The sequence below is a fragment of the Aeromonas sp. MTB genome (assembly GCF_056632455.1).
Map to the genome: position 1 here is coordinate 3,351,232 of NZ_CP147026.1, position 11,966 is coordinate 3,363,197.

The 11,966-nt window shown below is 61.4% G+C and carries 11 protein-coding genes; 9 read left to right on the forward strand and 2 right to left on the reverse strand.

Annotation, left to right across the window (positions count from 1 at the left end; genetic code table 11):
• Positions 1–6: 6 nt before the first annotated feature.
• The 5 genes from WBR25_RS15250 (at position 7) to WBR25_RS15270 (ending at position 5,501) form a co-directional block, all read left to right on the forward strand.
• On the forward strand, positions 7–552 hold the full coding sequence (locus tag WBR25_RS15250; protein WP_041202288.1) for a hypothetical protein: 546 nt from the start codon (positions 7–9) through the stop codon (positions 550–552).
• 55 nt (positions 553–607) lie between these two features.
• Positions 608–1,627 (forward strand): glycosyltransferase family 2 protein, encoded by a 1,020-nt coding sequence (locus tag WBR25_RS15255; RefSeq protein ID WP_274160680.1) that lies wholly within the window; start codon positions 608–610, stop codon positions 1,625–1,627.
• The gene (locus WBR25_RS15260; protein ID WP_005338463.1) at positions 1,624–1,995 is read left to right on the forward strand and encodes a GtrA family protein; all 372 of its coding nucleotides are present in this window, start codon (positions 1,624–1,626) and stop codon (positions 1,993–1,995) included. The genes WBR25_RS15255 and WBR25_RS15260 overlap by 4 nt, the downstream gene beginning before the upstream one ends.
• Positions 1,995–3,161, forward strand: coding sequence for a hypothetical protein (locus WBR25_RS15265; RefSeq protein ID WP_005338464.1), 1,167 nt, complete (start codon positions 1,995–1,997; stop codon positions 3,159–3,161). Before WBR25_RS15260 ends, WBR25_RS15265 begins: the two co-directional genes overlap by 1 nt.
• A gap of 228 nt (positions 3,162–3,389) precedes the next feature.
• A complete protein-coding gene (locus WBR25_RS15270; protein ID WP_479748525.1) occupies positions 3,390–5,501 on the forward strand; it encodes an alpha-amylase in 2,112 nt (703 codons plus the stop codon).
• Between the two features lie 75 nt (positions 5,502–5,576).
• Here the strand turns inward: WBR25_RS15270 and WBR25_RS15275 are convergent, their stop codons facing one another.
• Positions 5,577–6,203, reverse strand: coding sequence for a glutathione S-transferase (locus tag WBR25_RS15275; RefSeq protein ID WP_193859562.1), 627 nt, complete (start codon positions 6,201–6,203; stop codon positions 5,577–5,579).
• 170 nt (positions 6,204–6,373) lie between these two features.
• Here WBR25_RS15275 and WBR25_RS15280 point away from each other — a divergent pair, with 170 nt between their 5' ends.
• The 4 genes from WBR25_RS15280 (at position 6,374) to WBR25_RS15295 (ending at position 9,947) form a co-directional block, all read left to right on the forward strand.
• On the forward strand, positions 6,374–7,018 hold the full coding sequence (locus WBR25_RS15280) for a response regulator (protein WP_005338467.1): 645 nt from the start codon (positions 6,374–6,376) through the stop codon (positions 7,016–7,018).
• 113 nt (positions 7,019–7,131) lie between these two features.
• Complete coding sequence (locus tag WBR25_RS15285) at positions 7,132–7,728, forward strand: TetR/AcrR family transcriptional regulator (RefSeq protein WP_479748527.1); 597 nt, start codon at positions 7,132–7,134, stop codon at positions 7,726–7,728.
• A gap of 82 nt (positions 7,729–7,810) precedes the next feature.
• The gene (locus WBR25_RS15290) at positions 7,811–8,689 is read left to right on the forward strand and encodes an alpha/beta hydrolase (RefSeq protein WP_479748529.1); all 879 of its coding nucleotides are present in this window, start codon (positions 7,811–7,813) and stop codon (positions 8,687–8,689) included.
• Positions 8,690–8,801: 112 nt separating this feature from the next.
• A complete protein-coding gene (locus WBR25_RS15295; protein ID WP_362774865.1) occupies positions 8,802–9,947 on the forward strand; it encodes a patatin-like phospholipase family protein in 1,146 nt (381 codons plus the stop codon).
• Positions 9,948–9,975: 28 nt separating this feature from the next.
• Here WBR25_RS15295 and WBR25_RS15300 read toward each other — a convergent pair whose 3' ends face one another.
• Complete coding sequence (locus tag WBR25_RS15300) at positions 9,976–11,928, reverse strand: cation:proton antiporter domain-containing protein (RefSeq protein ID WP_479748530.1); 1,953 nt, start codon at positions 11,926–11,928, stop codon at positions 9,976–9,978.
• Positions 11,929–11,966 lie beyond the last annotated feature (38 nt).

The following is an 11,966-nucleotide window of genomic DNA, read 5'->3' on the forward strand; positions in this document are numbered from 1 at the left end:
AGTGATATGACGTACAAAAAGTTCGGTTTTTTGACTGCCATTCTGGCGTTAAGCGGTTTTTATCTTTACACCCTCTATCTGGCTGCTCACCCCAACGTGAGCCTGGCCTACAAACTCTATTATCTGGAAGGCAAAACCCGCTTCTGGGAACACAACTCCAGCATGACCTATCAGCCTGGTAACGAACTCAATCTGACCAAGCCGAGCCGCTTCCTCTCCAGCGAAGGCTGGGCCAAGAAGCCGAGCGACGAAGGTACCCTGCTCAGCGGTCAGGGCGGCCTCTATTTTGTGCTGCCCAAGCAGGCGGCCAATCCGGATCAGCTGACCGTACAGGCCCGCATCAACAGCCCGGAAGCCGGTGCACTGTTGAAAGTGGCGCTGGGTCACGACTTCACCACCACGGTGAAACTGGCCAAAGCGGGCATCAACGAAATTCGCCTCAGTCTGCCCGGCGACTCACTCACGGCAGATCCCAAGCGCCCCAATTTTCTGGCGCTCTCGGCACCAACTCCCATCAATGTGCAGTCGGTACGTTTGACCGTAGCCCAGTGATCCTTGCCCCGAATACCATTTTATAAAAACAACTATCCCAAATAAGGACGTTCTTATGTCGCATCCAGATTTTCGACTCTCTCTGGTCGTTCCCGTTTACAACGAGGAAGAGAGCATCGATGCCTTCATCAACGCGATAGACAACGAACTGGCCCCGCTGAAAGACCAGCTTGAAATTGTATTCGTCAACGATGGCAGCCGTGACCGCACCCGTGAAGTGGTCGAGCAGGCCATCGCCCGCGATCCGCGCGTGACCCTGGTCAACCTGGCACGCAACTTCGGTAAAGAAGCCGCCTTGACCGCCGGTCTGCATCAAGCCAAAGGGGATGCCATCGTGCCGATGGACGTGGATCTGCAAGACCCGCCCGCCCTGATCCTGGAGTTCGTAAAACTGTGGCAGACCGGTGACTATGACACCGTCTACGGCATCCGCGTCGATCGCAGCGCCGATACCCCGATGAAGCGCCTGACTGCCGGTGGCTTCTACCGCTTCTTCAACGCCCTCTCCACCAGCACCAAGCTGCCGGAGAACGCCGGTGACTTCCGCCTGATCGACCGTCGCGTGGTCGAGGCGATCAAGCTGCTGCCCGAGCGCAACCGCTTTATGAAGGGGCTGTTTGCCTGGGCCGGTTTCCGTGCCGTTGGCGTCCCCTACGAGCGCCCGGCCCGTCACGCCGGTGAAACCAAATTCAACTACTGGAAACTGTGGAACTTCGCGCTCGACGGTCTGCTCAGCTTCTCCAGCTGGCCGCTGCGGGTCTGGAGCTATGTGGGTGTCAGCGTCTCGCTGGTTGCCTTCCTCTATATCCTGAAAATCATCACCCAGGTGATCTTCTTCGGCATCGACGTGCCCGGTTACGCCTCCCTGATGTCCGTAGTGCTGTTCCTCGGCGGTATCCAGTTGCTGTCGCTCGGCATCATCGGCGAGTACATCGGCCGCATGTTCGTGGAAGTGAAACAGCGCCCGGTCTACCTCATTGAAGGGGTCTATGGCCAGTATGCCAGGCAGGATGCGGCCAAACCGCAGAGCGCTGACAGCAACCCGCAAGAGCAGCAGGAGCAAGCGCCTCAATGATCTCCCGCGAGGAATTCTGGCGGCTGGTACGTTTCGGTTTTGTCGGCGGGGGGGCTACCCTCGTCGACCTTGGCACCTCCATCGCACTGTTTCATACCTGGCCCACCATCTCGGAGCACCTGGTTACCACGCTGGCTTTTGCCATCGCGTTCTGGTTCTCCTTCTTTGGTCACCGCTACATCACCTTCCAGAAGCAGGGAGCCGCCAGCAAGTTTCTGCTGGTTGCCCTCTTCTCGCTGGCGGTGCGTAACCTGATCCTGAGCGGCCTGCTGTTTGCGGGGCTCTCCGGTCTGCTGCCGGTGGTCATCGCCACCCTGACCGTTACCGTCCTCACTTACGTTCTCTCTCGCGTCTGGGTTTTTGCCTGATGAATGATATGACCAATACTGCCCCGCTAACCGGGGCTGCACTCCCCTATCGCCCCTCACTGCGCATCAGCGGCCGTGACTGGCTGATGATCATCGCCGCCTTCATGCTGAGCCGGGTGGCGCTGTATGGCATGGGCTACTTCGGTGTCCAGCTCTATGGTTCCCCCGACATAGGCCCGCTGCAGGCCTATTGTCAGTTCGACTGCGTCTGGTTCCAGCGCATCATCGAGAACGGCTACGACCTCTACCCGCGCTGGCTGAGCAAGGGCAATGCGGCCAACTGGGCCTTTATGCCGCTCTATCCGATGGTCTCCGGTGCCATCTCCAACCTGTTCAATGTCGAGAGCCTGATCGGCCTCATCATTGTTACCAATATCTCCTTCTTCGCCAGCTTGCCGCTGATGCTGCTGGTGCTGCGTCAGCTCAAGCTGGGTGACGATACCGCCCGCTTCGGCGTCTGGCTGCTCGCCTTCTCCCCCTTCTCCGCCTACTTCGTCTCCGGTTATACCGAGTCGACCTTTATGGCGCTGATGCTGGGGATGTTCCTGTTCGCCTATCGGGAGCAGTGGCTGATGGTGGCCGTGCTGGGGGTCTGTATCTCCGCCACCCGCAACCTGGGGGTGATGATGGTCTTCCCGGTGCTGATCCTGGCGCTGCAGGCCTACGGCTGGCGGGAATTTTTCCGCTTTACCGAGCGCGCCTTCAAGGTGGTGTTCACCCTCTGGATGATCCCGTTTGGCCTGTTCGCCTACATGGTCTACCTCTATCATCTGACCGGCGATGCCTTTGCCTTCAAGCACATTCAGGTGGCCTGGGGTCGCTACATGGACAGCCCGCTGGACTGGTGGCTGAGCGGTTTCGAGCTGGGCGGCCGCAAGGCTTACCTCTCCATCATGGTGATCTTCGGCTGGTGCCTGAACGGTTACCTGTTCAGTCAGAAGCGCTGGGCGGAAGCGACCCTGATGTTCATCTGCTGCACCATCCCGCTGATGACCGGCCTCAACGCCATGCCGCGCTACATGTTCGGGCTCTACCCGACCCTGCTGGCCATCATTCTGCTGACCCATCGCTGGCCAGCCATCCGCCCTGCTGTGCTCTGCATCAGCGGCATGGTTGCCTCCTTCATCGCGGTGGCCTTCGTCAACTTCAAGTTCTTCACCGTCTGATGTGACGACGATGCCTGACACACCAAATGCCGGTCACCTGACCGGCATTTTTTATGGCCGCTATTTTTATCGACAGAGCGTCCCATCTCCTCTCCGTCACACTTTCCTCGGCTTGAAAACGTAACCATTTGAACTGAAGTCACAAATCGGCATTTTGCCGATCCAAGGCGCGCTTTGCTGCTCCTAGAATGGGCCCTTGTCCGAACTGCCCTGCTCAAGGAATGGCTTATGCGTCGTGCTCATCACTTATCCCCTCTCTGGCTCGCCCTGCTGGCCGCCCCTCTGTTCACCCCACAGGCGATGGCCGCCCCCGAGGTTCACCTCTATGTGGATGGTCAACCGGTCGCGACCCCGATCGCGCTGGACAAGGGCACGGTGGAGCTGACCCACACCCTTGCCAAGGGGAGCCACCAGATCCGCATCAGCGACGCAGACAACAGTTGCGGTACCAGCTTTGGCCCGAGCGAGAGCAAGCCGCTCCCCTTCGGCACCGCCCAGCCCATGGACAAATGCAGCAAGGATCAGAGCTTTACCCTGCGGGTGATGCTGGCCGGGGAGTATCAGTTCACCTTCAACCCGGATACCCCCAGCCTCAAGGTGCTGCGGGCGACCAAGAAGAGCGAGTTCAAGCGCCAGCCACCAGAAGAGCCCTGCATCAGCTGGGATGGCGGCCCGGTCACTGTGTCGCTCAAAGGGGTCTGGCCCGACGGCACCCGACTGAGGGATGCCTACTCAAAACAGGAGGCGGTGGTCAAACAGGGCAAGCTGACCCTGACCCCGAGCAAAGAGAGCGGTGGCCTGCTGCTGCTCGAACCGGTCAAGGCGGCCAAGCCAGCACCGTTCAGCTGGGATCAGGCGAGCGTCTATTTCCTGCTGACCGATCGCTTCCACAACGGCGACCCCGCCAACGACCACAGCTTCGGCCGCCAGAAGGATGGTCAGGATGAGGTAGCCACCTGGCACGGCGGTGACTTCAAGGGGCTGACCGAGAAGCTCGACTACATCAAGAGCCTCGGCATGAACGCCATCTGGATCACCCCCATGGTGGAGCAGGTGCACGGCTTTATCGGCGGTGGCGAGCAGGGCAATTTCCCCTTCTACGCCTACCACGGCTACTGGGCGCTCGACTTCACCAAGATTGACCCCAACTACGGCAATGAAGAGAGCCTGAAAACCCTGGTGGACGAGGCCCACAAGCGCGGCATGCGGATCATCCTCGACGTGGTGATGAACCACGCCGGTTACGCCACCCTCGCCGATCTGCAAGATCTCGGGCTCACCGAACTGACCCAGAAAAGCAGCAAACTGCCAACAGTCTGGAACCAGTGGCGCCCGAGCGGCGGCCTCAACTGGCATGGCTACAACCAGTTCATCGACTATCAATCACCCGCGTGGAGCAAATGGTGGAGCGGTGACTGGGTGCGCGCCGGTCTGCCCGGCTACCCGCAGCCAGGCACCGACGATGTCACCGGCTCGGTGGCGGGGCTGCCGGACTTTCTCACCGAATCGACCAAACCGGTAGGGCTGCCGCCGTTGCTGGCCGCGAAAAAGGATACCCTCGCCAAGGCGCTACCCGACGCTACCGTGAGCGACTACCTGATCGCCTGGCACACCGACTGGGTGCGCCGCTTTGGCATCGACGGCTTCCGCGCCGACACCGTCAAGCATCTGGAGCCCGAGGTGTGGGCCAAGCTCAAACAGGCGGGCACCGCTGCGCTCAAGGAGTGGAAGACCAACAACCCGGGCAAGGCCCTCGACAATCTGCCCTTCTACATGGTGGGTGAGGTGTGGGATCACGGGGTAGCCAAGGATTTCTGGTATCAGAACGGTTTCGATTCCCTGATCAACTTCGACTATCAGCGCGAGTTCGCACTGTCACAGGCCCAGTGCATGGCCAGCGCCGAGCCCACCTATACCAGCTACGCCAGCCGCATCAATCAGGATCCCGAGTTCAACGTGTTGAGCTACATCAGCTCCCACGACACCAAACTGTTCTTCGGCGACTATCAGGACGTACCGCTGCAGCGCCGGGTTGCCAGCAGCTTTATGCTGCTGCCGGGCGGCATCCAGCTCTACTATGGCGACGAGTCAGGCCGGGGGCTCGCCAAGGATGGCGGAGTCTTCGATCAAGGCTTGCGCTCGGACATGAACTGGCAGGAGCTGGCCAGCGGAGACAAGGCTGAGCTGGTCAAGCACTGGCAGCAACTGGGCCAGTTCCGCGCCGCCCATCCGGCCATTGCGGCAGGCAGCCACCAGAAACTCTCGGATGCCCCCTACGCCTTTGTGCGGGAGAAGGGGGATGACAAGGTGGTGGTGGTCTTTGCCGGCCGGCAGAAGTAACCCTTAAGCCACATTGACCAGCAGCAGAGAGGGGAGCCACTGGCTCCCCTCTCTCGTTTATCTATCTGCCACGGTTCACTGTGACTGGCGCGCTGCCACCGGCCACTGCAACCGCGCCTTGAGCAGGGTCTCCTGCCACAGAGGCCAAGAGAGCAGCGCCTGCTGATAGGCTCCGGCCTGACCGGGCAACAGGATGCCGTAGCTGGCCAGCCGATAGGCCATCACGGCATAGAAGGCATCGACAATGCCCGCCTCGCCAAAGTAGAAGGGGCCCCGCGCCTGCGACCAGATCTCCTGCAAACGGGCCAGCTCACCTACCGCCTCCACCGGGGGATCGATACGGGTTGGCGCCCCAAGAAAGAAGGGGAGCAGAGAACGGATCTGCCGAAATCCCGCGTGCAACTCGGCGCAGAGGCTGCGAGCCAGTGCCCGCTCGGCCAGCGAAACCGGATAGAGCTGACGGTCGGGACAGAGCTCGTGAACATATTCGGCGATGGCCAGCGAGTCGTGAACCCGCACGCTATCGTGTTCGAGCCAGGGCACCAGACCGGCCGGTGCCAGCCGCTTGAGCCGCGCCAGCGACTTGGCATCCTCCAGATCGAACATCTGCTCCTGCCACGTCAACCCGCTCATGGCGAGCACCAGTGCCGCCCGCATCGCCCAGGTGGAGCCAGTGCCCACCGCCAATACCAAGGATCCCATCTGTTGCCTCCTGCATGAGTTGCCTGCGACCGGCCGATCTGCCCTGATGGCAAAACATCCGATGGTCGCTTCACATTTGCGCACCGGCGGGTTTGACCCTCTTGGTGAGCGATGCTAGTTTGATTTTTCAAAACAATCAGTTAGCAACAATGTGAGCCATTAACCGAAATATGGACAGCCAATTTACCATCGTCATCGCAGATGACCACCCCCTGTTTCGGGGCGCCCTTTACCAAGCGGTGCACATGGCCATCAACGACGCTCAATTGCTGGAAGCGGACTCCATCGACAGCCTGACCAGCCTGCTCGGCGAGCACCCCGAAGTTGACCTGTTGCTGCTCGATCTCAAGATGCCGGGGGCCAACGGCTTCGAGGGGCTGGCCCACCTGCGCGGCCAGTATCCCGACCTGCCCATCGTGGTGGTCTCCGCCTCGGAAGATGCGGCCATCATCCAGCAGGTGCTGCGGCTCGGGGCGCTCGGCTTCATTCCCAAATCGGTGCCGATGAAGGAGCTGGTCAACGCCCTCAATACGGTGATCGGGGGGGATAACTGGGTGCCGGAAGGCATCTCGCTCCATCCTGAATCGGAAGACGGCCCCGATTTCGCCAGCAAGCTGGCCAGCCTCACCCCCCAGCAGTACAAGGTGCTGATCATGCTGCGCGACGGCAGCCTCAACAAACAGATCGCCTGGGAGCTCAACGTCTCCGAAGCCACCATCAAGGCGCATATCACCGCCATTTTCCGCAAGCTCGGGGTCAAGAACCGCACTCAGGCGGTTATCGCCCTGCAACAGCTCGATATCAAGGAGAGCTGAACCCCGCGCGCAGTGACACGCGCGAGACGACATAGCCAGCCATGCTGGCTATTTGTTGCTCGACAATTAGCACGATCGTACTTTATGCTGCCAGCGCCAACGAGGAGAGAGTGATGAGCAAGGGGCGCCTGACCCGGGAAAACATTTTGCAGACTGCCTTTGAGCAGGCGAGCCAGCAAGGGCTGGAGAGCCTGACCATCGGCTCGCTGGCCAGCGCCTGCGAAATGTCCAAAAGCGGCCTGTTTGCCCACTTTCAATCCCGCGACAATCTGCAGATCGCCGTGCTGGAGTACGCCGCCGAGGTCTTCCGGCTGCGGGTGATCCAGCCGGTACGCCAGCAGGAGCACCAGAGCCAGCACGACAAGCTGATCGCCCTTCTGCGGGCCTGGCAGGCTTGGAACCACTGCTTCGCCGGACGCTGCATGTTCCTCGACGCCTGGACCTCGGTGCAGGATGGCCATGAGCAAGAGAGCCCTGTACAACAAGCCGCTCGGCAACTGGTGCGCTTCTGGCTCGACTATCTGGCCCGTCAGGTGGTGCAGGGTCAGGCCGCAGGCGAGTGGCGACAGGAGATGGATCCCTGGCGCGCCGTTTATCGCCTCTATGGCCTCTATCTGGCGGATCAGGTGTTCAACGATCTCGAACTGTGTCAGGATCAGGCCCGCCACTTCTGGCCCGAAGTGGACGCTCTGCTGAGCAGCTGGCGCTGATGTTTTGGCATCCGTTCAACACTAATTTTTAAAAACCAACAAAAAAGCACGACCGTTCGCACATAAAAACCACAGGATGACCATGAGCAGCAAGATCTACTTCAACACCCGCCGCTTCAGCCCGAGCAAATGGCTGCTGGGGATCGGCACCCGGTTGCACCACAGACTCGCCCCCACCCATGCCAAACGTACCGCCAGCAAGTGGCTGCTCACCCCCCAGCGCAACCAGCGGAATGGCCACGAACCTGCCGGTCTGGTGAAGCAGGCCGTCCATACCAGCGAAGGGGTATTAATGAGCTATCGGCTCGGTCAGGGACCACTGTGGCTGCTGATGCACGGCTGGTCCGGCAGCGCCAGCCAGTTCTATCCGCTGATGAGCCATATCGCCGCGCAGGGTTTCACCGCCATTGCCTACGATCATCCGGCCCACGGCCAGAGCGCAGGCAACACTGGCCACCTGCCCCGTTTCGTGCGCGCCTTCGACGAGCTGGCGACCAAGCTGGCCAGCGAAGTAGGCCCGCTGCACGGGGTCATCGCCCATAGCATGGGAGGCGCCGTCACTCTCTCCAGCCGTCAGCCGGGTATCGATACCCTGCCGCTGCTGTTGATTTCACCGGTGCTCGACTATGTGCCCCAGCTCTACGGCATGGTGGCGCGCTCCGGCTACTCCATCCGGTTGTTTGATGCGGTGGTCAAGGAGATTGAGCAGGAGTACCAGCACCCCTTGAGCACGGTCGATCCGCTGGGGCGGCTCGCCAGTCGCAGCGGCGCGGCGATGATAGTGCACGACGAGGAGGACAGATTTGCCCCGCACGGCGATTCCTTGCGGGCCAGTCAGGATGGTCATACCCGGCTGGTGAGCACCCGGGGTCTGGGCCACGGTCGCATCCTCGCCAGCGCCCCGGTATTCGCCGCCTTCGATCAGCTGGCGCGACCGGAAAATCCTCACCGCGCCCTTTGACATGGGGCCATGAAAAAAACGGGCAAGCGCCCGTTTTTATATTTGATACAGCGCCTTATAGTTAACTTGTCAGTGGGAACATTCTTGTCAGAACACGATAAGGCGCCAGCATATGGCCAGACCCAATACAGCGTTGTTGCTCACCGGTGGCGGTGCTCGCGCCGCCTATCAGGTCGGCGCCCTCAAAGCGATTGCGGAGCTCTACCCGCGCAATCTCGGCATCCCTTTTCCCATCCTTTGCGGCACCTCGGCGGGGGCCATCAACGTCACCGCACTGGCCTGCTACGCCTCCTGCTTCCATCTGGGGGTGCGCAAGCTGGAGTGGGTCTGGCGCCGCTTCGAGACCCACCACATCTTCGATTTTCACCCCGGGCGCCTGCTGTGGCGGTTGATGTACGAAGGGTCGGCAGGGCTGATCAACCCCCACACCAACCACGCCTTTCACCTCTTTGACAACGCGCCACTGCACCGCCTGCTGGATCAGCTCATCGACTATCACCGCATCGATGACAACATCCTCTACGGCAGTCTGGAGGCGCTGGCCATCACGGCATCGGATTACGATGACGGCCTCTCCACCACCTTCTTTCAGGGGCGGGCCGACCACCATCCTTGGGAGCGAGCCAGACGGCGCGGGGTACGCACCGTGCTTACATCTGATCATCTGCTCGCCTCCTCGGCGTTGCCCTTCGTCTTTCCGGCCACCCGGATCGGCGAGAAGTTCTACGGCGACGGATCCATCCACCAGCTGAGCCCGCTCAGCCCCGCCATCCATCTGGGTGCGGAGCGGATCCTGCTGATCACCCTGGATCCGCCGGCGCACTCGGCGCCGACCCATCACCACGGCCATCTCACCAGCTCCAATATCGCCAGCCATCTGCTCGATACGGTCTTTACCGACACCCTCAACTCCGATCTGGAGCGGCTGTGGCGCATCAACCAGACTCTGGATCTTATCCCTGAGCGGGAGCGCAATCGCCTCAAGCTGAAACGGGTGGAGACCTGCGTGCTGAAACCGAGTCAGGATCTCGACACCATCGCACTGGCCTACCTGCGCAAACTGCCGCTAAAGTTGCGCCGCCTGTTGCGGGTGCTGGGCGTGAAGGGGGATGAGACCAGCAGTCTGGCGAGCTTTTTGATGTTCTATCCGGGTTATTGCCAGCAGCTGATCAAGCTGGGCTATCAGGACACCCTGAGGGAGCGGGAGAGAGTCGTCGCCTTCCTCGATATCGAAGGGCTACCAAAAGAGCGTGAGTAAGGGAGGCTGCCGATGAGAGCAAGGGGACTCAGCGCCCCTCCAGCAAACGCTGCTCCGCCTGCTCCATCGCCACCACGGTTCCAAACAGGATCAGTCGGTCACCGGCCGCCAGCACCAGCTCGGGTCTGGGCTCCAGACTCTGATCCCCGCGCTGCACCTCCTTGATCCGCACCTCATCGAGCAGCAGCTCGCGCACTTCACGACCTACTGCCCACGCCTGATCGTGCAGCAACAGGGGATGGAGGCGCTCAAGCAGCTGATCCGCCTCCAGATTGCTGGCACTCTGATCCCCCCAGTAGAAGCCGTGCAGGAAGCGATACTGGCTGCTGCGCTCCAGCTCCATCCGGCGGATCACCCGACCGATGGGGATATCGCAGTTGAGCAGCAGGTGGGAGACCAGCATCAGGGCCCCCTCCTGGGATTCAGGGATCACCTCAAACGCCCCCGCCTGCTTGTACTGCTCCAGAAAACTGTCATCCCGGGTACGCACCAGCACCTTGAGATCCCCCGCCAGTTCGCGGATCAGTGCCAGCATCGCCTCCACCCGCTTGCGATCATCGAAGGTGATGATCACCAGCCGTGCCCGCAGCAGCCCGGCAGCCAGCAGAATATCGCGGCGGCTGGCATCGCCGAAGGCCACCTGCTCCCCCGCCAGCTTGGCCTCGCTCACCCGCTCGGGGTCGAGATCGAGGGCCAGAAAGGGGATCTCTTCGATTTTGAGGAAACGGGCACAGGTCTGCCCGGCCCGGCCAAACCCGGCGATGATGACATGCTGGTTTTTGCTCAGGCCCGACTGGGCCACCTCGGAGCGGGTCAGCAGCGCCGGATCGGTCAGGCTGCGGGCCAGCGAATGGGCCTGGGTCACCAGCCAGGGGGTCATGGCGATGGAAATGATGCCGATGCCGATCAGCAGGGAGACTAGTTGCTGATCCAGCAAGCCGTGGTGGAGCGCCAGCGCCAGCAGCACGAAGCCGAACTCCCCCACCTGACTGAGCATGATGCCGGCGGCCATGCTGTCGCGCTTTCGCTCCCCCATCAGCCGCCCGGCCAGCAGCACCAGTAGGGATTTGCACAGCACCAGCAACACCACGCAGATCAGTACCTGCCACCAAGCCCGCGCCACCAGCTCCCACTCCATGGCCATGCCGATGGTGATAAAGAAGAGCCCCATCAGCACATCGCGAAAGGGCTTGATGTCTACCTCAAGCTGATGACGGTAGTGGGACTCCCCCAGCATCATCCCCGCCAGAAACGCCCCCAGCGCCATCGACAGCCCCAGCGAATGGGTCATGTAGGCGGCCAGCAGCGCCACCAGCAGGGCGCTCAGCACAAAAAGCTCGTCGGAGCGGGCCCGCGCCACCTCGTGAAACAGCAGCGGCAGCAACCACTTGCCCACCGCCAGCAGAGTGAAGAGGGCAAACAGCCCCTTGAGGGTGGCCCAGGCGATCTCGGCGGCCAGCGCACTCCCCTGCACTTCCGGCTGGGCGAGGATCGGGATCATCACCAGCAGGGGCACCACCGCCAGATCCTGAAACAGCAGCACGCTCACCCCCAGCTGGGCGCGGCGGGTATGGAGCTGCTTCTGCTCGCCGAGCTGCTTGATCACCACCGCCGTCGAGGAGAGCGCCAGCGTCCCCGCCACCACCAGCGACTGGGCCAGACCCAGCCCCCACCACCAGCCGATGGCGAAAAAGAGCAACGAGGTGAGCAGCACCTGCAACATCCCGACCCCCAGCACCAACCGGCGCATCGCCAGTAGTTTCGGCAGGGAGAACTCCAGCCCCAGCGAGAACATCAGAAAGACGATCCCCAGCTCGGCAATGGTCTGCATGATCGACTGGCCGGTGATCACCGCCAGCCCGTGGGGGCCGAGCAAGACGCCGGCAATCAGGTAGGCGAGGATCACCGGCAAGCCGAGGCGCCGGAAAGTTGCCACCAGCAGGACGGCGGCGAACAGCAGGATCAACAGGTCGGTGTACAAATTTTCCTCTCCTTTTATCGACTTAAGCTTAGTCAGCC